The organism is Streptomyces sp. NPDC012935, from assembly GCF_042900345.1.
Taxonomy (GTDB): domain Bacteria; phylum Actinomycetota; class Actinomycetes; order Streptomycetales; family Streptomycetaceae; genus Streptomyces.
Genome location: NZ_JBIBBC010000015.1, coordinates 19,761 through 42,730, shown reverse-complemented (window position 1 = coordinate 42,730; position 22,970 = coordinate 19,761). Strand labels below are relative to the sequence as shown.

22 protein-coding genes are annotated in these 22,970 nt (G+C 69.4%); 16 read left to right on the top strand and 6 right to left on the bottom strand.

The genetic code is table 11. From position 1 onward, the window contains the following. Window positions 1-9: 9 nt before the first annotated feature. The 6 genes from ACFY5C_RS30165 to ACFY5C_RS30140 are packed head-to-tail and all read left to right on the top strand — an operon-like array spanning window position 10 to window position 4,036. Window positions 10-474 (top strand): cupin domain-containing protein, encoded by a 465-nt coding sequence (locus ACFY5C_RS30165; protein ID WP_389449857.1) that lies wholly within the window; start codon window positions 10-12, stop codon window positions 472-474. Beyond that, window positions 471-1,742 carry a beta-ketoacyl-[acyl-carrier-protein] synthase family protein gene (locus ACFY5C_RS30160; protein ID WP_389449854.1) on the top strand — a complete coding sequence of 424 codons (1,272 nt, stop codon included), beginning with the start codon at window positions 471-473 and terminating at the stop codon, window positions 1,740-1,742. Before ACFY5C_RS30165 ends, ACFY5C_RS30160 begins: the two co-directional genes overlap by 4 nt. Continuing rightward, on the top strand, window positions 1,739-2,986 hold the full coding sequence (locus ACFY5C_RS30155) for a ketosynthase chain-length factor (RefSeq protein ID WP_389449851.1): 1,248 nt from the start codon (window positions 1,739-1,741) through the stop codon (window positions 2,984-2,986). The genes ACFY5C_RS30160 and ACFY5C_RS30155 overlap by 4 nt, the downstream gene beginning before the upstream one ends. 18 nt (window positions 2,987-3,004) lie before the next feature. After that, complete coding sequence (locus ACFY5C_RS30150; protein ID WP_389449848.1) at window positions 3,005-3,271, top strand: acyl carrier protein; 267 nt, start codon at window positions 3,005-3,007, stop codon at window positions 3,269-3,271. A 1-nt stretch (window position 3,272) separates the two neighbouring features. Next, window positions 3,273-3,728, top strand: a complete 456-nt coding sequence (locus tag ACFY5C_RS30145) for an SRPBCC family protein (protein WP_328423314.1) — start codon at window positions 3,273-3,275, stop codon at window positions 3,726-3,728. Next, a complete protein-coding gene (locus ACFY5C_RS30140; protein WP_389449845.1) occupies window positions 3,713-4,036 on the top strand; it encodes a TcmI family type II polyketide cyclase in 324 nt (107 codons plus the stop codon). Before ACFY5C_RS30145 ends, ACFY5C_RS30140 begins: the two co-directional genes overlap by 16 nt. A gap of 90 nt (window positions 4,037-4,126) precedes the next feature. Here ACFY5C_RS30140 and ACFY5C_RS30135 read toward each other — a convergent pair whose 3' ends face one another. Further along, window positions 4,127-5,092 carry an amidohydrolase family protein gene (locus ACFY5C_RS30135; protein WP_389449842.1) on the bottom strand — a complete coding sequence of 322 codons (966 nt, stop codon included), beginning with the start codon at window positions 5,090-5,092 and terminating at the stop codon, window positions 4,127-4,129. A 41-nt stretch (window positions 5,093-5,133) separates the two neighbouring features. Further along, entirely contained in the window at window positions 5,134-6,765 is a 1,632-nt protein-coding gene (locus ACFY5C_RS30130; RefSeq protein WP_389449839.1) for an FAD-dependent oxidoreductase, read from the bottom strand. Window positions 6,766-6,922: 157 nt separating this feature from the next. Between ACFY5C_RS30130 and ACFY5C_RS30125 the strand changes: the two genes are divergently transcribed. The 5 genes from ACFY5C_RS30125 (at window position 6,923) to ACFY5C_RS30105 (ending at window position 11,239) form a co-directional block, all read left to right on the top strand. Continuing rightward, window positions 6,923-8,191, top strand: coding sequence for a cytochrome P450 (locus ACFY5C_RS30125; protein WP_389449836.1), 1,269 nt, complete (start codon window positions 6,923-6,925; stop codon window positions 8,189-8,191). A 10-nt stretch (window positions 8,192-8,201) separates the two neighbouring features. Continuing rightward, window positions 8,202-8,507 (top strand): antibiotic biosynthesis monooxygenase family protein, encoded by a 306-nt coding sequence (locus ACFY5C_RS30120; protein WP_389449833.1) that lies wholly within the window; start codon window positions 8,202-8,204, stop codon window positions 8,505-8,507. A 74-nt stretch (window positions 8,508-8,581) separates the two neighbouring features. Next, window positions 8,582-9,091, top strand: coding sequence for a MarR family winged helix-turn-helix transcriptional regulator (locus ACFY5C_RS30115; protein WP_389449831.1), 510 nt, complete (start codon window positions 8,582-8,584; stop codon window positions 9,089-9,091). Between the two features lie 43 nt (window positions 9,092-9,134). Next, window positions 9,135-9,467 carry a DUF3817 domain-containing protein gene (locus tag ACFY5C_RS30110; protein ID WP_328879251.1) on the top strand — a complete coding sequence of 111 codons (333 nt, stop codon included), beginning with the start codon at window positions 9,135-9,137 and terminating at the stop codon, window positions 9,465-9,467. 71 nt (window positions 9,468-9,538) lie between these two features. Beyond that, window positions 9,539-11,239, top strand: a complete 1,701-nt coding sequence (locus ACFY5C_RS30105; RefSeq protein WP_389449828.1) for a methylmalonyl-CoA mutase — start codon at window positions 9,539-9,541, stop codon at window positions 11,237-11,239. Between the two features lie 12 nt (window positions 11,240-11,251). Here the strand turns inward: ACFY5C_RS30105 and ACFY5C_RS30100 are convergent, their stop codons facing one another. After that, window positions 11,252-11,872: a TetR/AcrR family transcriptional regulator gene (locus ACFY5C_RS30100; protein WP_389449825.1), complete on the bottom strand. Its 621-nt coding sequence runs from the start codon at window positions 11,870-11,872 to the stop codon at window positions 11,252-11,254. A gap of 210 nt (window positions 11,873-12,082) precedes the next feature. Between ACFY5C_RS30100 and ACFY5C_RS30095 the strand changes: the two genes are divergently transcribed. The 4 genes from ACFY5C_RS30095 to ACFY5C_RS30080 all read left to right on the top strand — a co-directional run bounded on the left by ACFY5C_RS30095 (window position 12,083) and on the right by ACFY5C_RS30080 (window position 16,446). Then, on the top strand, window positions 12,083-13,057 hold the full coding sequence (locus ACFY5C_RS30095; RefSeq protein ID WP_389449822.1) for a tetratricopeptide repeat protein: 975 nt from the start codon (window positions 12,083-12,085) through the stop codon (window positions 13,055-13,057). 661 nt (window positions 13,058-13,718) lie between these two features. Next, window positions 13,719-14,357 carry a DUF6230 family protein gene (locus tag ACFY5C_RS30090; protein ID WP_389449819.1) on the top strand — a complete coding sequence of 213 codons (639 nt, stop codon included), beginning with the start codon at window positions 13,719-13,721 and terminating at the stop codon, window positions 14,355-14,357. Between the two features lie 141 nt (window positions 14,358-14,498). Then, window positions 14,499-15,068: a DUF6114 domain-containing protein gene (locus ACFY5C_RS30085; protein ID WP_389449816.1), complete on the top strand. Its 570-nt coding sequence runs from the start codon at window positions 14,499-14,501 to the stop codon at window positions 15,066-15,068. After that, on the top strand, window positions 15,058-16,446 hold the full coding sequence (locus ACFY5C_RS30080) for a hypothetical protein (RefSeq protein WP_389449813.1): 1,389 nt from the start codon (window positions 15,058-15,060) through the stop codon (window positions 16,444-16,446). The genes ACFY5C_RS30085 and ACFY5C_RS30080 overlap by 11 nt, the downstream gene beginning before the upstream one ends. A gap of 243 nt (window positions 16,447-16,689) precedes the next feature. On the opposite strand, the gene pyk is transcribed toward ACFY5C_RS30080, so the two are convergent. From pyk to pta, 3 genes are all read right to left on the bottom strand, one after another. Then, the gene (gene pyk, locus ACFY5C_RS30075; RefSeq protein WP_389449810.1) at window positions 16,690-18,120 is read right to left on the bottom strand and encodes a pyruvate kinase; all 1,431 of its coding nucleotides are present in this window, start codon (window positions 18,118-18,120) and stop codon (window positions 16,690-16,692) included. An 82-nt stretch (window positions 18,121-18,202) separates the two neighbouring features. Continuing rightward, window positions 18,203-19,444 (bottom strand): acetate kinase, encoded by a 1,242-nt coding sequence (locus ACFY5C_RS30070; protein ID WP_389449807.1) that lies wholly within the window; start codon window positions 19,442-19,444, stop codon window positions 18,203-18,205. Next, entirely contained in the window at window positions 19,441-21,543 is a 2,103-nt protein-coding gene (gene pta / locus ACFY5C_RS30065; RefSeq protein WP_389449804.1) for a phosphate acetyltransferase, read from the bottom strand. The genes ACFY5C_RS30070 and pta overlap by 4 nt, the downstream gene beginning before the upstream one ends. Window positions 21,544-21,808: 265 nt before the next feature. On the opposite strand from pta, the gene ACFY5C_RS30060 reads away from it, so the two are divergent. After that, the gene (locus ACFY5C_RS30060) at window positions 21,809-22,834 is read left to right on the top strand and encodes an ATP-dependent 6-phosphofructokinase (RefSeq protein ID WP_369273476.1); all 1,026 of its coding nucleotides are present in this window, start codon (window positions 21,809-21,811) and stop codon (window positions 22,832-22,834) included. Window positions 22,835-22,970: the final 136 nt, after the last annotated feature.

The following is a 22,970-nucleotide window of genomic DNA, read 5'->3' as shown; positions in this document are numbered from 1 at the left end:
AGACAGACCATGGACAAGATGCGCCCGCGCGTCGTGGACGTGAAAGAGATCGAGCCCAACCGCAAGCGCGGCGGCGACCTGCGCACCCTGCTCACCCCGGTCACGGTGGGTGCCACGAGCGGCTTCATGGGCCTGGCCATCATGCGGCCCGGCGAACGCATCAGCGAGCACTACCACCCGTACTCCGAGGAGTTCATCTACGTCGTCGAGGGCAGGCTGGAGGTCGACCTCGATGGAGAAACGTTTTCCCTGCGCTCCGACCAGGGCCTGATGATCCCCATCGACATGCGGCACCGCTTCCGCAACGTCGGTGACGAGGAGGCCCGCATGGTCTTCCATCTGAGCCCGCTCGCACCGAACCCCAAGCTCGGCCACGTCGACACCGAGGCGCCGGAGCTCAGCGACGACATCAAGGCGTACCCGCTCGTCCAGGAGGAGGGCGGGCAGCCCGAGCGACCCGGAGTGCTCTCGTGACCCGGCGCGTGGCGGTAACCGGCATAGGTGTGGTCGCCCCCGGCGGAATCGGGGTCCCGGCGTTCTGGGACCTCCTCTCCAACGGCCGTACGGCGACCCGTGGCATCACCCTGTTCGACCCCGAGGGCCTGCGGTCCCGGATAGCCGCCGAGTGCGACTTCGAGCCCCTCGCGCACGGCCTCGAACCCGGCATCGCCGAACGCGCCGACCGGTACATACAGTTCGCCCTGGTCGCCGCACAGGAGGCCGTCACCGACAGCGGTGTCGACTTCGCCGCCGAGAACCCCTGGCGCGTGGCCGTGTCCCTGGGCAGCGCGGTGGGCGGCACGACCCGGCTGGAGCACGACTACGTCCTGGTCAGCGAGCACGGGAAGCGCTGGGACGTCGACCACCGCAACGCCGAGCCGCAGCTGCACCGGGCGTTCTCGCCCAGCACGCTCGCGGCCGACGTCGCCGAACGGTTCGGCGCCCAGGGCCCGGTGCAGACCGTGTCCACCGGCTGCACCTCCGGACTCGACGCGGTGGGCTACGCCTTCCACACCGTCGAGGAGGGCCGCGCCGACATCTGCATAGCCGGGGCGTCGGACTCGCCGATCTCCCCGATCACCATGGCCTGCTTCGACGCCATCAAGGCCACGTCGCCCAACAACGACGACCCCGAGCACGCCTCCCGCCCCTTCGACGCCCACCGCGACGGATTCGTCATGGGCGAGGGCGCCGCGGTGCTGGTCCTGGAGGAGCTGGAGCACGCCCGGGCGCGCGGCGCGCACGTCTACTGCGAGATCGGCGGCTATGCCACCTTCGGCAACGCGTACCACATGACCGGACTCACCAGTGAGGGCCTGGAGATGGCCCGCGCCATCGACGACACGCTCGACCACGCGCGCGTGGACCCCACCGAGATCGACTACGTCAACGCGCACGGCTCGGGCACCCGCCAGAACGACCGGCACGAGACCGCCGCGGTCAAGAAGTCGTTGGGCTCCCACGCCTACGACACGCCGATGAGCTCCATCAAGTCCATGGTGGGCCACTCGCTGGGCGCGATCGGCGCGATCGAGGTCGTCGCCTGTGTGCTGGCGCTGGCCCGGCAGGTGGTACCGCCGACGGCGAACTACGAGACCCCGGACCCCGAGTGCGACCTGGACTACGTCCCGCGCACCGCTCGCCCCCGCAGGCTCGACAACGTGCTCTCCGTGGGCAGCGGCTTCGGCGGGTTCCAGTCCGCGGTGCTCCTGACGGGGCCGACTGGGAGGAGACGACGATGAGTGGTCAACGCACCCGGCGCACAGCGGTCACCGGAATGGGTGTGGTCGCGCCCAACGGCCTGAACGCGGACACCTACTGGAAGTCCGTCAAGGAGGGCGCGAGCGTACTGGACCGGGTCACCCGGGAGGGCTGCGAGCACCTTCCGCTCCGGGTCGCCGGGGAGGTCCGCGGATTCGACCCGTCGGCGCTGATCGAGGAGACCTTCCTCGTCCAGACCGACAAGTTCACCCACTTCGCGCTGGCCGCCGCCGACGCCGCCCTGCAGGACGCGGGACTGAGCAGCAGCGCCGCCGACTCCCCGTACTCGGTCGGTGTGGTCACGGCGGCCGGGTCCGGCGGCGGCGAGTTCGGCCAGCGGGAACTGCAGAAGCTGTGGGGCAAGGGATCCCGGTTCGTCGGGCCCTACCAGTCCATCGCCTGGTTCTACGCGGCCAGCACGGGCCAGATCTCCATCCGCAAGGGCTTCAAGGGCCCCTGCGGGGTGGTGGCCAGCGACGAGGCGGGCGGCCTGGACGCCGTCGCGCACGCCGCACGGGCGGTCCAGCGGGGCACGGACGTGGTCGTGGTCGGGGCCGCCGAGGCACCGCTCGCCCCGTACTCGGGGGTCTGCCAGCTCGGCTACCCCGAGCTCAGCACCGTCGAGGACCCGGCCCGCGCCTACCGTCCCTTCACCTCGGCGGCCTGCGGGTTCGTGCCCGCCGAGGGCGGTGCCGTGCTGGTCGTGGAGGACCTGGACCGGGCACAGCGCCGGGAGGCGGCCGTCCGGGCCACCGTGGCGGGACACGCGTCCACCTTCACGGGTGCCTCGCGCTGGGACCGGTCGCGCGAGGGCCTCGCGCAGGCCGTCCGCGGCGCCCTCGACGAGGCCGGCTGCGCGCCGGAGGAGATCGACGTGGTCTTCGCCGACGCGATGGGCGTGCCCGCCGCGGACCGTGCCGAGGCGCTCGCCCTCGCCGACGCCCTCGGCCGGCACGGTACCCGAGTGCCGGTCACCGCCCCCAAGTCCGGCATCGGGCGGTCGTACTGCGGGGCGCCCCTGCTGGACATCGTGGCCGCGGTGCAGGCCATGGAGCACGGGCAGGTACCGCCGACGCCGGGCGTCTTCGACATCTGCCACGACATCGATCTGGTGACCGGCACGGCTCGCCCGGCCGAGCTCCGCACGGCCCTGGTCCTCAGCAGGGGACTGATGGGCTCCAACGCGGCGCTGGTCCTTCGCCGGGGACCCGAAGCCTCCGTTTAGAACGACAAGGAGAACCTCATGACCACCGGAGTGACCCAAGTGACCGTCGCCGAGCTGGCCGCGCTGATGAAGCAGGCCGCCGGCGTGTCCGTCGACGCGCAGGACCTCGAAGCGCGGGCTGAGACGCCCTTCTCCGAATTCGGGCTCGACTCGCTCGGCCTCCTCGGCATCGTGGGCGAGCTGGAGAACCGGCACGGCCAGGCGCTGCCCACCGACGCGGAGCGCTGCAAGAGCCCCCGCGCCTTCCTCGACCTCGTCAACGGCAGCCTCACGACAGGAGCCTGAAGTGGCCGGACACACCGAGAACGAAATCACCATCGCCGCTCCCGTCGACCTCGTCTGGGACATGACGAACGACCTGGCGAGATGGCCCCAGCTGTTCAGCGAGTACGCGTCCTGCGACGTGCTGTCCCGCGAGGGCGACACGGTGACCTTCCGCCTGACCATGCATCCCGACGAGAACGGCAAGGTGTGGAGCTGGGTCTCGGAGCGGGTCGCCGACCGCGAGAAGCTCGTCGTGCGCGCCCGCAGGGTCGAGACCGGCCCCTTCGAGTACATGAACATCGTGTGGGAGTACGAGGAGACCCCGGCCGGCACCCGGATGCACTGGACGCAGGACTTCGCCATGAAGCCCGACGCCCCGGTGGACGACGCCGGGATGACGGACATCATCAACCGCAACTCGCCCATCCAGATGGCCCTCATCCGTGACCGTGTGGAGGCCGCATGCACCACGCACTGATCGTCGCCAGGATGGCCCCGCAGTCCGCCCCGGACATCGCGGGCGTCTTCGCGGCCTCCGACCGCGGCGAACTCCCGCACCTCGTCGGCGTGACCCAGCGCTCCCTGTTCCAGTTCGGCGATGTGTACATGCACTTCATCGAGGCCGAGGAGGACCCGGGCCCCGCCATCGCGAAGGTGGCCGGGCACCCCGAGTTCGTCGACATCAGCAGGAAGCTCGAGGCGTTCGTCAGCCCGTACGACCCGCAGACCTGGCGGAGTCCGAAGGACGCGATGGCGCAGCGCTTCTACCACTGGTCGAAGGACTGAACGTCGAGGGACCGCACCTCGCGGACCTGAACGGGGAAAGCCGCCGCCCGCGCCGGACAGGCGCGGGCGGCGGCTCGGTCGTGCGGCCGTTCAGCGACGGGCGAGCCCCGGCATCAGCCGCAGCGCGTTCTCCCGGTTGATGCCCTGGAGCTGCTGTTCCGAGAGGAAGGGGTCGCTGTCCAGCGCGGGTGTCACGCTGTCGGTGATGACATGCGCGGGGGTGGGCGGCCAGTCCGTGCCGAAGAGGATGCGGTCGGGGTCCACCGTCGCGAGCAGGGTGGGCGTGGCGGACGGCGACATGGGGCCGGCCGTGTCGAAGTAGAACCGGTGCAGGTAGTCACGGACCCGGCCGGCCTCGATCGGGGGATTGATGCGTCCGCCGAACAGGTCGAGACGGGTGGCCATGTAGGGGAGGAAGCCCCCTCCGTGCGGCAGGACGAAGCTGAGGTTCGGGTAGCGGTCCAGGGTGCCGTTGCGGATCAGGTTGATCGCCGCGCGGGTGGTGTCCAGCAGGAAGTCGCACACGAAGGGCGGCATCCCCGGCAGCCCCGCCTCCCCGTCCTTGCCGGCCTGCACCTCCATCGGGTGCGTGCTGATGACCGCCGAGCGCTCGTTCAGCTCCTGCAGGAGCCGGTCGTGCGACTCGTCGCCCAGGAACACGCCGTTCACGCTCGTGCGGGTGCTCACCCCGATGGCACCGAGCTCGTCGAGACCGTGGCGCACGCTCCACGAGGAGAGCTCCAGGTCGTCGAGGAAGACGGGCGTGAAGAAGGCGAAGCGGGCCGGGTTGGACTCCACGACGTCGGCCGCCGCCCGCAGTGCGACGCGCGCGCTCTCCTGGCGCTCGGCGCGCTCACGGAACCGGCCCAGCATCGCGACGGTCATGACGGAGGTGCCGATGCCGTTCTTGTCCATGACCTCCAGCGCCGCGTTCAGGTCCCAGCGGGTCCACCAGGGCAGCTTCTCGCGGCTGACGACACCCCGTTCCTCGGCCCAGTCCAGCCAGGCCGGAGCGGTGAAGTGGTGGTGGACGTCGATGCGTCCGGCAAGGGTCATGGCAACGTCCTCGGTGTGGGTTGTTGAGCGGTGACGGGGGTTCAGTCGCGGCAGAGCAGGGTCTGCAGCACGTTCGTCAGGACGCGGTCGGCGTCCGGCATCGCGGCGTCCGCCCGCCAGGCGACGAAGCCGTCCGGGCGTACGAGTACGGCGCCGTCCTCGGCCGTGCCGTGCAGTTCCGCCCAGTCGGCGTCCGTGTCGGGGACGAGGTCGTGGTCGGGTCCCGTGCCCACGAGGTAGGCCTCGACGGGGACACCCAGATTCAGGGAGGCCTTCTCCACCGCGGTCCGCCACTTCTGCCCGCCGGAGCCGGCGAGCAGCACGAAGGAGCGCTCGTACAGATCGAGCGTGGAGACCCGGCCGGCCCCTCGCATGACCCACATGTGCGGTGCACGGCTGCCCGGTTCGCCGCCCAGCTGGAAGGTGTCGGGCACGATCGGCTGCTCCGGGTGGGCACCCACCACGGCGTTCGACGCGTACCGGTAGCACAGCGCGACGGTCATCAGGTCCGCCGGGTCGTTGTTGCGGCCCGCGGCGGGGCTGAATCCGGGGTGCTGTTCGTCGGCCGCCTGGACGCATGCGCGGGTGCCGGTCGCGAGGGCGACGGGCCGCCGTTCCTGCTCGTAGGAGTCGAGCAACCCCCGGCCGGCCCAGCCGCGCAGCACCGAGGCCAGCTTCCAGGCGAGGTTGTGAGCGTCCTGGATTCCGGTGTTGGAGCCGAACGCCCCGGTGGGCGGCATCTCGTGGGCCGAGTCGCCGGCCAGGAAGACCCGGCCCTCGCCGTAGCTGTCCGCGACCCGCTTCGACGCGTGCCACGGCGCTTTGCCGGTGATCTCGACGTCGATGTCCGACGCGCCGACCGCGGCACGGATGTGGGCCGCGAGCCTCTCGTCCGTGAAGTCCTCCAGCTCCTCACCCCGGTCGGGATACCAGGGAACGTGGATCACCCAGCGCTCCTCGTTGTCCACCGGCAGCAGGGCACCCTCCCCGTCGGGGTTGGTGACATAGCAGACGACGAATCGCTTCTCTCCGACGTACTTCTTCAGTGCCCTGCTGCGGAACGTGACGCTGACGTTGTGGAACAGCTCGCCCGGCCCCGACTGGCCGATCCCCAGGTGAGTGCGGATGGGGCTTCTGGGACCGTCGGCGGCCACCAGGAAGTCGGCCTTCACGGTGTAGGTCTCACCGGTCTCGCGGCGCCTGATCCGGGCCTGCACTCCGTCCGCGTTCTCCGTGAAGGAGAGCAGCTCCGAGCTGAAGCGGATGTGGGAGCCCTGCTCGCGGGCGTAGCTCAACAGCACCGGCTCGAGGTCGTTCTGACTGCACAGGCACCAGTCCGCGGAACTCACCCGGGAGACGTCCATGCCGCCGGAGATGTCCCCGATGATCCAGCGGCGCTCCGTCCCGGTGAGCTTGTCCACCTGGAGGATGCCGTCGTTCCCGGCGAGAACACTGGCTGCCTTCCGAATGCGGGACTCCAGGCCGGCGGTCCGGAAAACCTCCATGGTGCGGAGATTATTGCCGCGGCCGCGCGGGTGCGTCGATGTCCCGGCATGCCGCTCCACGAGCATGTGCTCAATTCCGAGGCGCCCCAGGAAAACCGAAGTGGAAAGACCCACAAGGGATCCGCCGACGATGAGAACTGGTACAGATTCCGCTTCGTGTCCGCTCACGTCGACGATGTTTACCAGTTCGGACTCCGGTCCACACGTCCTCCGGCGAGCCGACCCATTTGGCGCAGTGCCGTTTGCGGCGCGGTGTCGCCCGGGAAACGGTGGCACTGACCGACGGAATCCGGCCGCCGGAATCCACGCCTACCCGGGGACAGTCATGACGCAAGATTTCGCATCCGAGGAATCCGGGGCACTGTCGCCCGAAGAAGCCGCGGCCGCGGCCTCGTCGTGCAGCCGGGAGTTCCGCGCCAACCCGCATCCCGTGTACGCCACGCTGCGGGAATCGGCACCCGTCTGCCCGATGAAGCCGCCGCACGGCGTCGAGACGTACCTCATCACGCGGTACGACGACGGGCGCGCCGCGCTGGCCGACCCCAGGCTGAGCAAGGACATGTACGGCGCCATCGACGCCTACCACCGCATTTTCGGTGACTCGTCGATCGCGCTCGACGACAACATGCTGTTCTCGGACCCGCCGAAGCACACGAGGCTGCGCAGGATCGTCGGCAGCACGTTCACTCCGAAAAGGGTGGAATCGCTGCGCACTCGGATCCAGGAGATCACCGACGGGCTGCTGGATCAATGTCCGACGTCGGGTCCGTTCAATCTGCTCCCTGAGTTCTGCTTCCCGCTGCCGCTGCAGGTGATCTGTGAACTCCTGGGCGTCCCGGAAAACGAGCGCAAACAGGCTCAGGAATGGTCGGCGACCGTCGCGCAGACCGGTTTCGGACCGGAGGCGAGGAAGGCACTGGAAATCGCCGAGGGAAATCTCCGCGAGTATCTGGTGGAACTGTGCGCGCGGAAGCGGAAGGAGCCGGATTCGGGCCTGCTCAGCGCGCTCGTGACAGCCAAGGACCAGGAAGGCGCGCTCACCGACAGCGAACTCGTGTCGACGGCATGGGTGCTTCTGTTCGCGGGCCACAAGACGACGGCGTACCAGATCGGCAACACCGTCTACCACCTGCTCAGCCGCCCGGAGCAGAAGCGGCTGGCACTGCGGGACGACGCCTCCCTGGCCGCGGCGATCGAGGAGGTCTTCCGGTTCGAGAGCTCCGTGGAGAACTCCACCTTCCGCTGGGCGAAGGAGGACATCGTCATCCGCGACCAGCTCATCCCCAAGGGCGCGCTCGTCCAGATCTCGATCACCGGCGCCAACCGTGACCCGGAGATGTTCGCCGACCCGAACGAGATGGACGTCCAGCGCCCGAACGTCCAGGCCTCCCATCTCGCCTTCGGCTACGGCCCGCACTACTGCGCCGGCGCACCGCTGGCCCGGCTGGAGCTCCAGCTCGCCCTCGCCACCCTGTTCCGGCGGCACCCGCACATGGCCCTGGCCGTGGCACCGGAGGACGCGCGCTGGATGACCGTGCCGTTCCCCGCCTTCCGCGGACTCGCGGAACTGCCGGTCGTCCTCGACCCGTCCTGACGGGAGCACCATGCAACGAGTGCGGGTCATTCGGCTGCTCCATGTGCGCGAGGGCCGTGAAGCGGACTTCGTGGACTCCTATCAGGGCGTGCTCGAACGTGCCGCGCGTGCGCCCGGGCACCTCGGCGAACAGTTGTGCCGCTCCCTCGACGATCCCGCTCGATGGCTGCTCACCAGCGAGTGGGAGAGCATGGACTCCGTCAGGCGGTGGCGGACCGACCCGGACCACCAGACCCTGGTCGAGCCGATGAACGCCTGTCTGCACGACGACCGGTGGACGGGGGTCTTCCAGGTCCGGGACCTGGTGGCCGAGTAGGGCGGCCGCAGGGCAGGGGACCGAAGGGCGAGACGGGGCTGACCAGCATGTGACCGGCCGGTAAGGTCGGTCCCGTGCCGAAGCCGCTCAGTCTTCCCTTCGACCCCATCGCCCGCGCCGACGAACTCTGGAAGCAGCGCTGGGGAAACGTGCCGTCCATGGCCGCCATCACCTCGATCATGCGCGCACAGCAGATCCTGCTCGCCGAGGTGGACGCGGTGGTCAAGCCGTACGGGCTGACGTTCGCGCGCTACGAGGCGCTGGTGCTGCTCAACTTCTCCAAGGCCGGGGAACTGCCGATGTCCAAGATCGGTGAGCGGCTCATGGTGCATCCCACCTCCGTGACGAACACGGTCGACCGGCTGGTCAGGTCCGGTCTGGTCGACAAGCGGCCCAACCCCAACGACGGCCGCGGCACCCTCGCCTCCATCACCGACAAGGGCCGGGAGGTCGTCGAGGCGGCCACCCGCGACCTGATGGCCATGGACTTCGGGCTCGGGGCGTACGACGCGGAGGAGTGCGCGGAGATCTTCGCGATGCTGCGCCCGCTGCGGGTGGCGGCCCACGACTTCGACGAGGGCTGACCCCCGCCAAGATCTCCCGGAACGCCTGGTTACGCTCTTACGCATGAAGAAGAGCGTCCTGACCCGCTACCGGGTGATGGCCTACGTCACCGCCGTGATGCTGCTCGTGCTGTGCACCTGCATGGTGTTCAAGTACGGCTTCGACATGGGCGAGGACGTCACCTTTGCCGTCTCCCAGGTCCACGGCTTCCTCTACATCATCTACCTGGTCTTCGCCTTCGACCTCGGCTCCAAGGCCAAGTGGTCGTTCGGCAAGCTGCTGTGGGTGCTGCTCTCCGGGACGATTCCCCTCGCCGCCTTCTTCGTGGAGCGCAAGGTCACACGAGAGGTAGAACCCCTGGTCGGGGACCCGGCTCCGGCTGTCGCCAAGGCCTGACACACCGCCGTACGCGTGCGTACGGCGGTCTGCCATCGACATTTACTTGGACGTCCTAGTAAATTTGAAGCATGGACGCTGACGCCATCGACGAGGGCCGCCGCCGCTGGCAGGCCCGCTACGACGCTTCGCGCAAGCGCGAGGCCGACTTCACCACGCTCTCCGGGGACCCGGTCGAGCCGGTGTACGGGCCCAGGCCCGGGGACAGGTACGAGGGCTTCGAGCGGATCGGGTGGCCCGGGGAGTACCCCTTCACGCGCGGGCTGTATCCGACCGGCTACCGAGGGCGGACGTGGACGATCCGGCAGTTCGCCGGGTTCGGGAACGCCGAGCAGACCAACGAGCGCTACAAGATGATCCTCGGCAACGGCGGAGGCGGTCTCTCGGTCGCCTTCGACATGCCGACGCTCATGGGCCGCGACTCCGACGACCCGCGTTCCCTGGGCGAGGTCGGGCACTGCGGTGTCGCCATCGACTCGGCCGCCGACATGGAGGTCCTGTTCAAGGACATCCCGCTCGGCGACGTGACGACCTCCATGACCATCAGCGGTCCGGCCGTTCCCGTCTTCTGCATGTACCTGGTGGCCGCCGAGCGCCAGGGCGTCGACCCGGCCGTGCTCAACGGCACGCTGCAGACCGACATCTTCAAGGAGTACATCGCCCAGAAGGAGTGGCTCTTCCAGCCCGAGCCGCACCTTCGCCTCATCGGCGACCTCATGGAGCACTGCGCGGCCGGCATCCCCGCCTACAAGCCGCTGTCCGTCTCCGGCTACCACATCCGCGAGGCCGGAGCGACGGCCGCGCAGGAGCTTGCGTACACGCTGGCGGACGGGTTCGGGTACGTCGAGCTGGGGCTCTCGCGCGGGCTGGACGTCGACGTGTTCGCGCCCGGGCTGTCCTTCTTCTTCGACGCGCACCTCGACTTCTTCGAGGAGATCGCCAAGTTCCGGGCCGCCCGCCGGATCTGGGCGCGCTGGATGCGGGACGTGTACGGGGCGAAGAGCGACAAGGCCCAGTGGCTGCGCTTCCACACCCAGACCGCCGGTGTCTCGCTGACCGCCCAGCAGCCGTACAACAACGTCGTACGTACGGCCGTGGAGGCGCTCGCCGCCGTGCTCGGCGGGACGAACTCGCTGCACACCAACGCCCTCGACGAGACCCTCGCGCTGCCCTCCGAGCAGGCCGCCGAGATCGCCCTGCGCACCCAGCAGGTGCTCATGGAGGAGACCGGGGTCGCCAATGTGGCCGACCCGCTGGGCGGTGCGTGGTACGTCGAGCAGCTGACCGACCGGATCGAGGCCGACGCCGAGAAGATCTTCGAGCAGATAAGGGAGCGCGGGCTGCGGGCGCACCCCGACGGCAGGCACCCGATCGGGCCGATCACGTCCGGGATCCTGCGGGGCATCGAGGACGGCTGGTTCACCGGGGAGATCGCCGAGTCGGCGTTCCGGTACCAGCAGTCGCTGGAGAAGGGCGACAAGAGGGTCGTCGGGGTCAACGCCCACACCGGCTCCGTCACCGGCGACCTGGAGATCCTGCGGGTCAGCCACGAGGTGGAGCGGGAGCAGGTACGGGTGCTGGGCGCCCGCCGGGAGGCCCGGGACGACGCGGCCGTACGCACCGCGCTCGACGCGATGATCGCCGCCGCCCGCAACGGGTCCAACATGATCGAGCCGATGCTGGACGCGGTACGGGCCGAGGCGACGCTGGGCGAGATCTGCGGCGTGCTGCGGGACGAGTGGGGGGTGTACACGGAGCCGCCGGGGTTCTGACCCCGCACAGCTCTACGCGGCGCCGGTGAGGCCGAGGAGCAGCACGCGCGTGAAGCCGTGCACCCACTCCTCGTCGGCCGGCTCCGCGCTGACCAGGGTGCGGTGCACCACCGCACCCGCCACCACGTCGAAGATCAGGTCCACGGTGCGTGCGGCTTCCTCCGGATCATCCGTCTCCGGGGGGAGCTCGCCGCGTTCCTGGGCCCGGCAGCGCCCCTGCAGGACCAGGCCCTTCTGGCGCTCGACGATGGACTGGCGGATGCGCTCACGCAGGGCGTCGTCGCGCGTCGACTCGGCGACCACCGCCATCAGCCCGCTCTTGGCCTCCGGGCGGGCCAGGATCGCCGCGAACTGCAGGACCACGCCCTCGATGTCGGCGGCCAGGGAGCCGCGGTCGGGGAGCTCCAGCTCGTCGAAGAGCTCGGCCACCGCGTCGACCACCAGCTCGTTCTTGCCGGACCAGCGGCGATAAAGCGTCGTCTTTGCAACCCCCGCGCGTGTTGCCACGTCTCCCAAAGTGAGCTTGGACCAGCCCAGTTCGACCAGAGCCTCGCGCGTCGCAGCCAGGATCGCGGCGTCCGCGGCGGCGCTGCGCGGGCGGCCGGGACGGGGGGCGGCGGTGCGGCTCTGCATCCCATGACCATATCCGGGGGGTTCCTGTGTGGTCGTGAGGGAGATCACGGGATGGTGGTGTTCCGGAACCCCGCACTGCCATTACGCTACGAGTCGTAGCGAAAGCGATGACCACTGACGCGGGTGGGGACCCGGCGTCGAACAGCAGCGGGCCGGACCGGCTTTCGGACCGTTTTCACATGCGCGGGCGGATCGGGGGAGGATAGACGCATGCAGCCACGGAACATGTCCATGAGCGGAGTCGTCGACCTCGCCGCGGTGAAGGCGGCCCAGGAGGCCAAGGCGAAGGCGGAGCAGGCGCGTGCCGAGTCCGCCCGGCAGGGCGGGGGAGGGGCAGTGTCGCCCGCCGACCTCGTCATCGATGTGGATGAGGCGGGGTTCGAGCGGGATGTCCTGCAGCGGTCCGCCGAGGTGCCCGTCGTCATCGACTTCTGGGCCGAGTGGTGCGAGCCCTGCAAGCAGCTCAGCCCGCTGCTGGAGCGGCTCGCCGTCGAGTACGCCGGGCGGTTCATGCTCGCCAAGATCGACGTCGACGCCAACCAGATGCTGATGCAGCAGTTCGGCGTGCAGGGCATTCCGGCCGTGTTCGCCGTCGTCGCCGGACAGGCGCTGCCGCTCTTCCAGGGCGCGGCGAGTGAGGCGCAGATCCGCGAGACGCTGGACCAGCTCGTCGCCGTCGCCGAGCAGCGCTTCGGTCTGACCGGTCTCACCGTCGACCCGGACGCCGAGCCCGGCGGGGCCCAGGCCGCTCCCGCCCCGCAGGCCGGTCCCTACGACGCGTTGCTGGAGGCCGCCGTACAGGCCCTGGACGCGGGCGACTTCGGTGGTGCCGTCCAGGCGTACAAGAACGTGCTGAGCGAGGACCCGGCGAACATGGAGGCCAAACTGGGTCTCGCGCAGGCCGAGTTGCTGCAGCGCGTCCAGGGGGCCGACCCGCAGCAGGTGCGCAAGGACGCCGCCGAGAAGCCGGCCGATGTGCAGGCGCAGATCGCCGCCGCGGACCTGGACCTGGTGGGTGGCCATGTCGAGGACGCTTTCGGACGACTCATCGAGACCGTGCAGCGCACGGTGGGTGACGACCGGGACACCGTACGGATGCGACTGCTGGAGCTCTTCGAGGTCGTGGGCGGCGAGGACCCGCGCGTGGCGGCGGCCCGCAGGGCGCTGGCGCGCGCCCTGTTCTGACAGGGCTTCGAGCGGGGCAGTGACCCCGTTCTGACCAGTAACTAAACGCGAGGGCACGTGTTGCCCGAGTGAAGGGTTTGACCCAGAGGGCATCAGAGCGGCCGCGCTTTACCAAATCTTGGTAATCGCGGCCGCAGTTACTGCGGGTAAGTCAAAGCCGTCGTTCTGTCGGAATCTGTCCGGTGATTAATGGACTTGTCCGGTCGCCCGACGCCACCCTGCGTCGCTGTCCGAGACCGGCAGGTCGTTGTTCGGTTATCCGCCCGTTACTACCGAGTAACGAAGCCCCTTGTGCGGGCGGCGAGAATGCACCACGATCGGCCACGCTCGGTCCATTCCCGCACCCCGACAGCCGGTTGGGTCACGGGAGTTCCTGGGTCCCCACCGAGCAGAGTCGGCGGCAGTGGCGCCGGCTCTTGGACAGGGGGGTCTTCGCCCACCTGGCGAAGCCTGTCCAGCAAGGTTGTGCGTGATGCGTGTCAGGCGCGACCAGTGGTTGTCGCTCGGGGGTGATCGCCGGTGATCGGTGCGCGGTTCGCGCCTCCGAGGCGGGCGCTCTCCTTCCCGAGGACGTAGCACTTCTCCCATCCCTGCCCGGCTGAGCGGTCGAGTCGACAGTGGCAGCCAGGGCCAGGAGATGTACGTCCGAGAAGGAGGAAATATGGAGTCCCAGGTGCGTGGCGGGACCAGATGGAAGCGGTTCGCTGTGGTCATGGTGCCCAGCGTCGCCGCCACGGCTGCGATAGGTGTCGCCCTCGCGCAGGGCGCTCTCGCCGCTTCGTTCAGCGTCTCCGGCCAGTCGTTCAAGGTCACGACCGACAAGCTGGTCGGCACGGGCTTCTCGCAGTACGGCGCTCTTGACGAGGGTTACACGCTCTCCGGCAAGAAGACGGTTCACCCCGTCGCCGTCTCGGGGTTCAAGTCCGCGACGATCAGCAACATGTGCCAGTCCGTGGTCACCCCCAACATCCCGATCCTCGGGAGTGTCAGCCTGATCCTGCGGGCAGGCGAGGACCCGAACAAGCCGGTCGAGGCCAAGAACCTCTACATCGACGTCGCCGACCTCGAGGCCGACGCGACGTTCGAGAACATCGACATCGGTGTGGCTGCCAAGGACGCCAACAAGGGTCCGGGCATGAAGGGCGGCGGCGAGCAGGCCAACCCCTTCGGGTTCGCCCAGCAGGCCGACAAGGCCACGCTGTCCGGCGTGAAGCAGACGGCGTGGGCGACCACCGCCGGAACCTTCAAGCTCAGCGGTCTGAAGATGTCGCTGTCGACGGGTGTCAAGGAGTGCTACTAAGCACTCTCTGACGGGCGGGGGAGCCGATGGCGCCCCCGCCCGTCCACTCTCCGCCCGCTTTCTTCACAAGCGGTCACACGCACCACAACTCACCACCACCGCACCACCATCACAGCAAGCCGTAGCAGGGAGCTGTTTTCCATGAGCGCCGAGACTCCTGCCGTATCCGGCCAGTTCACCCACCGCAGGACGCAGTTCCGCGCCTGGCGGGGTACGCGGCCGTTCTGGGCCGGTCTGTTCGTCATGCTCGGCGGACTCCCCATCGCCTACTTCCCATACGCGAACCTTCAGATCGGCCACCTGACGCTGGCGATGCAGACCGCGGGGGGCTCCAGCTCCCTGATCATCGGTGTGCTGCTCGTCGTGCTCGGCTTCACTCTCTGGTTCCAAAAGCATGTCCGCACCTTCGCGGGCGTCGCGGCGATCCTGCTGGCGCTGGTGTCCATCCCGCTGTCCAACATCGGCGGCTTCCTGATCGGCTTCCTCTTCGCCCTCATCGGCGGGGCCATGGCCGTGTCATGGGTGCCCGGCGGGGACGCCGACGCACAGCCGGCTCAGACGGACGCGGCGGACACGACGGGGGCGGGGAGCGCACCCGAGGGTGCCGCGGACCCCGACACCACGATCCTCAAGCCTGTGGTGGGCGAGCCGAACGATCTGTCAGGAACGAGCCCGGCGAACGGGGCGAACGGGAGGCACAGTGCCGGCTGACGAGGTGACCCACGGGACTGAGGTGGACAAGTCCCGTGTGAGATCCGGGCCGCGTCACGCGGCGCCCAAGAAGCCGCTGTTCACCAGGTTCCAGATGCCGGCCGGCAAGGCGATAGCCCTGGCGGCGATGCCGACGGCGGTCCTCATGGGCATGGGATTCACGCCCACGCTCGCGCAGGCCGACAGCGACAACGCCACCAAGCCGACGTCCAACAGCCTCACCGCGGACGAGTACAAGGAGTGCGTGGCGGCACTGGAGGACGACGCCTCGGCGTCCGCGTCCCCCAGCGCCAGTGAGTCCACGGACAAGGACGAGCCGGCTGAGCCGACGCCGTCGGCCTCCTCCGGCCAGGACTCCTCGGACTCATCGGACTCCTCCGGCTCCTCGGACAACTCCTCGGACACGTCGGGTTCTTCGGACTCCGCGGGCGACTCCTCCTCGTCGGATTCAGGTTCCGACGACGCGGCCGAGCCCACGCCGACCCCGTCGCCGAGCAAGGAGGGCGAGGCCCAGGCCGGCGACTCGGCCACGGCGTCCCCCGCACCGTCCGAGAGCGGCGGCAACGTGCTGGAGGACATCGGCGACGCCATCTCCGGCATCTTCACGGGCGGTTCGAAGGGCGAGGAGTCGGCGAGCCCGACGCCCACGCCCTCCGCGAGCGCGAGCGAGGAGACGTCGTCCGGATCCGCCGATTCCGGCACGTCCGGCACGGACACCTCCGAGTCGTCCGACCCCGTCAAGGAGACCGCCGACAAGGCCACCGACGCGGTGAAGGACACCGTCGAGGGCGCCACCGACAAGGCGACCGAGGCGGCCGAGGACACCACCGAGGCGGTCCAGGAGGCGGCCGACGAGGCCACCGCCACGCCGAGCCCCTCCGCGAGCTCCACCACGGACCCGGAGAACTGCCCGGCCGCCACGGACGAGGAGGGCGGCGTCGACAACCCCGTGCCGCTGCCCGACGACCCGTGGTTCCTGAACGCCAGCTCGCTGCTACTGAAGGGTGCCGACTACCAGGGCATCGTCAAGGTGAAGACGGCCAACGGCACCACCAAGAAGGTGCTGAAGTACGTCATCTCCGACGGCACCGACATCGGCGACCTGCACCAGACGGTCAAGGACAAGCAGTCCGGCAAGACGTACCACGTGCAGGCGGCCGAGGGCTCGACGTCCACGATCCGCAACGGCAAGACGGTGATGTACACCGAGAGCATCTCCGGCAACCTGCTCGGTCTGATCCCGGTCACGTTCGACCCGGAGCACCCGCCGCCGCTGAACATCCCGCTGATCTACTTCACAAAGGTGAAGGTCACCCAGGCAGGCCAGTTCGGCGGCACCCTGCACGTGCCCGGACTGCACAACTTCACGACCGACTGAGCCGGGCGACTCGAGCAGACGCCCCCACAGACCCGTTCGGGAGCCGCACAACCGGCCGTGGCCCGGTCCTCCATGCGAGGGCCGGGCCACGGCTGTGTTCGGCTCACGCGAAGGATGCGAGACGCTCAGCCAACTGCGCGATCGGGACCGGCGCAAGCCGCTGCGCACCCATGGACGAGGGCGCCCCCTGCGAGCAGGGGGCGCCCTCGGTGCCGTACCAGGGCCTCACGGCGGCCCGTGCGGTCAGTCCCGCGGGCGTCCGCCCAGGTGGTGGACGCGGACCATGTTGGTGGTGCCGGGGACGCCGGGCGGGGAGCCGGCGGTGATGACCACGATGTCGCCCTCGTTGAACAGGCCGAGCTTGACGATCTCCTGGTCGACCAGGTCGACCATCTCGTCGGTGCTGTTCACGAACGGCACCACGTGCGGTTCCACGCCCCAGCTGAGCGTCATCTGGTTACGAGTGGACTCGTCCGTCGTGAACGCGATGATCTGCTGGGCCGCCCGGTAGCGGCACAGGCGGCGGGCGGTGTCGCCGGACTGGGTGAAGGCGACCAGGCCCTTGCCGCCGAGGAAGTCGGCGATCTCGCAGGCGGCACGGGCCACCGAACCACCCTGCGTACGGGGCTTCTTGCCCGGCACCAGCGGCTGCAGGCCCTTGGACAGCAGCTCCTGCTCGGCCGCGGTGACGATCTTCGACATCGTCTTGACGGTCTCGATCGGGTAGGCGCCCACGCTCGACTCGGCGGACAGCATGACCGCGTCGGCGCCGTCCAGGATCGCGTTGGCCACGTCGGAGGCCTCGGCGCGGGTCGGACGGGAGTTGGTGATCATCGACTCCATCATCTGGGTCGCCACGATCACCGGCTTGGCGTTGCGGCGGCACAGCTCGATGAGCCGCTTCTGCACCATCGGGACCTTCTCGAGCGGGTACTCGACGGCCAGGTCGCCACGCGCGACCATCACGGCGTCGAACGCCAGCACGACGTCCTCCATGTTCGCCACCGCCTGCGGCTTCTCCACCTTGGCGATGACCGGGACGCGGCGGCCGACCTCGTCCATGACCTTGTGCACGTCCTGCACGTCGTTGGCGTCCCGGACGAAGGACAGCGCGACCATGTCGCAGCCCATGCGCAGCGCGAACCGCAGGTCCTCGACGTCCTTCTCGGACAGCGCAGGCACGTTCACGGCCGCGCCGGGCAGGTTGATGCCCTTGTGGTCGGAGACGACGCCGCCCTCGATGACGATCGTCCGCACCTGCGGGCCCTCGACGTCCAGGACCTTCAGCTCGACGTTGCCGTCGTTGATGAGGATCTGGTCGCCGCGCGAGACGTCCCCCGGCAGGCCCTTGTAGGTGGTCCCGCAGATGGACTTGTCGCCCGGGACGTCCTCGGTCGTGATGACGAACTCGTCACCGCGCTCCAGCTCGACCGGGCCCTCGGCGAAGGTCTCCAGGCGGATCTTGGGGCCCTGCAGGTCGGCGAGCACGCCGATGGCACGCCCGGTCTCCCGGGCGGCGGCCCGGAGGCGTTCGTAGCGCCCCTGGTGGTCTTCGTGCGTGCCGTGGCTGAAGTTGAAGCGGGCCACATTCATGCCCGCCTCGATCAGCGCGACGAGCTGTTCATGGGAGTCGACCGCGGGGCCGAGAGTACAGACGATTTTGGAACGGCGCATGGGACGATCCTATCGGTTTGTTTCGCTGCGGAATATTCCGTCTGGCGGAAGATACAAATGAGCTGCGCATTGCTCAGCCGTGTTACTCGGCGGTGTCACGCGGCGGAGCCGCATAATCGACGCGGCCGACCAGTGCGTAGGTCTGCGTCGCGATCTCCAGTTCTTCATCCGTCGGCACCACCGCGACCGCCACCCGCGCGCCCGTGGGTGAGATCAGCCGCGGCTCGTCGCCGCGTACGGCGTTCAGCTCTGCGTCCACCGCGAGGCCCAGTTGTTCCAGGCCCGCCACGGCGGCTTCCCGCACCGGTGCCGCGTTCTCGCCGACGCCGGCCGTGAACGCGATTGCGTCCACCCTGCCGAGCACCGCGTAATAGGCACCGATGTACTTCTTCAGTCGGTGAATGTAGATGTCGAAGGCCAATTGGGCCCGCTCGTCACCTTCGTCGACCCGCCGGCGGATCTCCCGCATGTCGTTGTCGCCGCACAGGCCGATCAATCCGCTCTTCTTGTTGAGAAGAGTGTCGATTTCCGCGATGGACATTTCGCCAACACGCGCCAAATGGAAGATGACGGCGGGATCGGTGTCACCGGATCGCGTACCCATCACGAGTCCCTCCAAAGGCGTCAGCCCCATGGAGGTGTCCACGCACTTGCCACCCCGTACGGCGGACGCGGACGCGCCGTTGCCGAGGTGCAGCACGATGACGTTCACGTCCTCGGGCGCCTTGCCCAGCAGCTCCGCCGTGGCACGGGAGACATACGCGTGCGAGGTGCCGTGGAAGCCGTACCGGCGTATCCGGTGCCGGTCGGCGGTCTCCACGTCGATCGCGTAGCGGGCGGCCGACTCCGGCATCGTGGTGTGGAACGCGGTGTCGAACACGGCGACCTGGGGCAGGTCCGGGCGCAGACCCATGGCCGTACGGATGCCGGTCAGGTTGGCCGGGTTGTGCAGCGGGGCCACCGGGATGAGCCGCTCGATCTCGGCGAGAACGGCGTCGTCGATGACCGTCGGCTCGGTGAACCGTTTGCCGCCGTGCACCACCCGGTGGCCGATCGCGGCCAGCTCGGGCGAGTCGAGCCCGAGGCCGTCCTTGGCTAGTTCCGCCGAGACGGCCTTCAGGGCGGCCTCGTGGTCGGCGATGGGCGCGGTCCACTCGCGGGTCTCGCCGCCGCTCGCCAGCGGGGTGTGCTTGAGCCGTGAGGTGTCCTCGCCGATGCGCTCGACGAGGCCCACGGCCAGCCGGCTGCTGCCCTCCATGTCGAGCAGCTGGTACTTCACCGACGAGGAGCCGGAGTTGAGGACGAGGACGCGGGTCGCGGTCACTGGGCGGGGGCCTTCTCGTTGGGGGACAGGGCGGGGGTCTGGGCCTGGATGGCGGTGATCGCCACGGTGTTCACGATGTCCTGGACCAGGGCGCCCCGGGACAGGTCGTTGACCGGCTTGCGCAGACCCTGCAGCACCGGGCCCACCGCGATCGCGCCGGCCGAGCGCTGCACGGCCTTGTAGGTGTTGTTGCCGGTGTTGAGGTCCGGGAAGATCAACACGCTTGCCTGACCGGCGACTTCGGACCCCGGCAGCTTGGTGGCCGCGACCGACGGCTCGACCGCGGCGTCGTACTGGATCGGCCCCTCGATCTTCAGGTCCGGCCGCCGCTCGCGCACCAGCTCCGTCGCCTCGCGCACCTTGTCGACGTCGGCGCCCGAACCGGACGTACCCGTCGAGTACGACAGCATCGCGATCCGCGGCTCCACGCCGAAGCGCTGGGCGGTGGCCGCCGACTGGATGGCGATGTCGGCCAGCTGCTCGGCGTTCGGGTCGGGGTTCACCGCGCAGTCGCCGTAGACGAGGACCCGGTCGGCGAGGCACATGAAGAAGACGGACGAGACGATGTCGGTGTCGGGATTGGTCTTGATGATCTCGAAGGCCGGGCGGATGGTCGCCGCCGTGGAGTGCACGGACCCCGAGACCATGCCGTCCGCGAGGCCCTCCTGCACCATCAGCGTGCCGAAGTAGTTCATGTCGCTGACGACGTCGTAGGCCAGCTCGACCGTGACGCCCTTGTGGGCCCGCAGGGCGGCGTACTTCTCGGCGAAGGTGTCGCGCAACTCGCTGGTCGCCGGGTCGATCAGCTGGGTGTCGCCCAGGTCGATGCCGAGGTCGGCGGCCTGCTTGCGGATCCGGTCGACCGGCCCCAGGAGCGTGAGGTCGCAGACGTTGCGGCGCAGCAGCACCTCGGCGGCGTGCAGGACGCGCGGCTCAGTGCCCTCGGGCAGCACGATGCGGCGCATGTCCGAGCGGGCCTGCTCCAGCAGCTTGTGCTCGAACATCATCGGCGTGAGCCGGTCGCTGCTCGGCGCCGAGACCCGCTTCAGCAGGTCGCCGGTCTCCACGTACCGCTCGAAGAGGCCGAGCGCGGTCTCCGCCTTGCGCGGCGTGGCCGCGTTCAACTTCCCCTCCAGGGAGAAGAGTTGCTCGGCGGTGGGGAAGCTGTAGCCCGGCACCGAGAGCACCGGGGTGCCCGGGGCCAGGCGGGCGGCCAGGGTGAGGATCTCGTCGCTCGGGCGCTCGTCCAGGGTGAGCAGGAGGCCGGCGATCGGCGGGGTGCCGGCGCTGTGCGCGGCCAGCGAGCCGACGACCAGGTCGGCACGGTCGCCCGGGGTGACGACCAGGCAGCCCGGGGTCAGGGCCTTGAGGAAGTTCGGCAGCATCGCGCCGCCGAACACGAAGTCAAGGGCGTCGCGCGCGAGCCCGGAGTCGTCGCCGAGCAGGACCTTCGCGTCCAGGGACTGGGCGATCTGCCAGACGGTCGGCGCGGCGAGGGCGGGCTCGTCCGGGACGACGTAACACGGCACCGGCAGCCGCGACCGCAGCGACTCGGCGATCTCGTCCCGGTCGTCCCGGGTGACCCGGTTGGCGACCATGGCGAGCACGTCACAGCCCAGGCCCTCGTAGGCCCGGAAGGCATTGCGCGTCTCGGCGAGCACCGACTCGGTGGCCTGCTTGCGCCCGCCCACGACGGGTATCACGGACGCGCCGAACTCGTTGGCGAGCCTGGCGTTGAGGGAGAGCTCGTCCGGGAGCTGGGTGTCGGCGTAGTCGGTGCCGAGGACGAGGACCACGTCGTAGTTCCGGGCGACGGCGTGGAAGCGGTCGACGAGCGTGGACACCAGCTCGTCCGTGCCGCGCTCGGCCTGGAGGGCGGAGGCCTCGTGGTAGTCCATGCCGTAGACCGTCGCCGGGTCCTGGGACAGGCGGTAGCGGGCGCGCAGCAACTCGAACAGGCGGTCGGGGACGTGGTGGACCAGCGGCCGGAACACCCCCACCCGGTCGACCTGCCGGGTCAGGAGCTCCATCACTCCCAGTTCGACGATCTGGCGGCCGTCGCCGCGGTCGATGCCGGTCACGTACACGCTGCGCGTCACGCGTGCTCTCCGTTTCGTCTTCGTCTTCGACTTCGTGCTTGTCTGCGTCTGCGTCTGTCGAGCGGTGTCGAGCTGTGTCGAGCGTCCGTCGGCGGCCTGGCGGAGCCTGCACAAAATCGCCCACCGGGGTGAGCGAAACCCTCTTGACAATACCCTTGCCGATAGATAAGGCGCCCGTCAGGTTCGTGGGCCCGACATCCCCCTCGGGACATGAAACAATCGGACTGGCTCACCGGTATCAACAGCGAGCAGGAGACACAGCACGATGCGTATCGGAGTTCTCACCGCAGGCGGCGACTGCCCCGGCCTGAACGCCGTGATCCGGTCGGTCGTGCACCGTGCCGTCGCACAGTACGGCGACGAGGTGATCGGCTTCGAGGACGGATACGCGGGCCTGCTGGACGGCCACTACCGCAGCCTCGACCTGGAGGCGGTCAGCGGCATCCTGGCCCGCGGCGGCACGATCCTGGGCTCGTCCCGGCTGGAGCGCGACCGGCTGCGCGAGGCCTGCGAGAGCGCGCCCGACATCGCCCGCGACTTCGGCATCGACGCGCTGATCCCGATCGGCGGCGAGGGCACGCTGACGGCGGCCCGCATGCTGTCGGACGCCGGCCTGCCCGTGGTCGGCGTACCGAAGACCATCGACAACGACATCTCGTCCACGGACCGGACCTTCGGCTTCGACACGGCCGTCGGCGTCGCCACGGAAGCCATGGACCGCCTGAAGACCACGGCGGAGTCCCACCAGCGTGTGATGGTCGTCGAGGTCATGGGCCGCCACGCCGGCTGGATCGCGCTGGAGTCCGGCATGGCCGCCGGCGCCCACGGCATCTGCCTGCCCGAGCGGCCCTTCGACCCCGCCCTGCTCGTCAAGATGGTCGAGGAGCGCTTCGCCCGCGGCAAGAAGTTCGCGGTGATCTGCGTCGCCGAGGGTGCCCACCCGGCCGACGGCAGCATGGACTACGGCAAGGGCGAGATCGACCAGTTCGGCCACGAGCGCTTCCAGGGCATCGGCACGGCACTGGCCTTCGAACTGGAGCGCCGCCTCGGCAAGGAGGCCAAGCCGGTCATCCTCGGCCACGTCCAGCGCGGCGGCGTGCCCACGGCGTACGACCGCGTCCTCGCGACCCGCTTCGGCTGGCACGCGGTGGAGGCGGCCCACCAGGGCCATTTCGGCAGGATGACCGCGCTGCGCGGGACCGACATCGTGATGGTCCCGCTGGCGGAGGCCGTGACCGAGCTGAAGACGGTGCCGAAGGACCGCATGGACGAGGCGGAGTCGGTCTTCTAGCACTGGGGTCCGGCACTGGGGTCCGGCACTGGGGTCCGGCACCGGGGTGTCGGCGCCTGCCACGCGTCACAGGTGCCGCCGGCCGCGAGTCACAGGCAGCGCCCAGGGGCGCTTCAGGTCCGCCCGGGACGTTGGT

What these genes read in the sequence shown, in the direction of transcription:
- ACFY5C_RS30165 (WP_389449857.1), top strand. Translation starts at nt 10, where the DNA reads ATGGACAAGATGCGCCCGCGCGTCGTGGACGTGAAAGAGATCGAGCCC.
- ACFY5C_RS30155 (WP_389449851.1), top strand. Translation starts at nt 1,739, where the DNA reads ATGAGTGGTCAACGCACCCGGCGCACAGCGGTCACCGGAATGGGTGTG.
- ACFY5C_RS30150 (WP_389449848.1), top strand. Translation starts at nt 3,005, where the DNA reads ATGACCACCGGAGTGACCCAAGTGACCGTCGCCGAGCTGGCCGCGCTG.
- ACFY5C_RS30140 (WP_389449845.1), top strand. Translation starts at nt 3,713, where the DNA reads ATGCACCACGCACTGATCGTCGCCAGGATGGCCCCGCAGTCCGCCCCG.
- ACFY5C_RS30135 (WP_389449842.1), bottom strand. Translation starts at nt 5,092, where the DNA reads ATGACCCTTGCCGGACGCATCGACGTCCACCACCACTTCACCGCTCCG.
- ACFY5C_RS30125 (WP_389449836.1), top strand. Translation starts at nt 6,923, where the DNA reads ATGACGCAAGATTTCGCATCCGAGGAATCCGGGGCACTGTCGCCCGAA.
- ACFY5C_RS30120 (WP_389449833.1), top strand. Translation starts at nt 8,202, where the DNA reads ATGCAACGAGTGCGGGTCATTCGGCTGCTCCATGTGCGCGAGGGCCGT.
- ACFY5C_RS30110 (WP_328879251.1), top strand. Translation starts at nt 9,135, where the DNA reads ATGAAGAAGAGCGTCCTGACCCGCTACCGGGTGATGGCCTACGTCACC.
- ACFY5C_RS30105 (WP_389449828.1), top strand. Translation starts at nt 9,539, where the DNA reads ATGGACGCTGACGCCATCGACGAGGGCCGCCGCCGCTGGCAGGCCCGC.
- ACFY5C_RS30100 (WP_389449825.1), bottom strand. Translation starts at nt 11,872, where the DNA reads ATGCAGAGCCGCACCGCCGCCCCCCGTCCCGGCCGCCCGCGCAGCGCC.
- ACFY5C_RS30095 (WP_389449822.1), top strand. Translation starts at nt 12,083, where the DNA reads ATGCAGCCACGGAACATGTCCATGAGCGGAGTCGTCGACCTCGCCGCG.
- ACFY5C_RS30090 (WP_389449819.1), top strand. Translation starts at nt 13,719, where the DNA reads ATGGAGTCCCAGGTGCGTGGCGGGACCAGATGGAAGCGGTTCGCTGTG.
- ACFY5C_RS30085 (WP_389449816.1), top strand. Translation starts at nt 14,499, where the DNA reads ATGAGCGCCGAGACTCCTGCCGTATCCGGCCAGTTCACCCACCGCAGG.
- pyk (WP_389449810.1), bottom strand. Translation starts at nt 18,120, where the DNA reads ATGCGCCGTTCCAAAATCGTCTGTACTCTCGGCCCCGCGGTCGACTCC.
- ACFY5C_RS30060 (WP_369273476.1), top strand. Translation starts at nt 21,809, where the DNA reads ATGCGTATCGGAGTTCTCACCGCAGGCGGCGACTGCCCCGGCCTGAAC.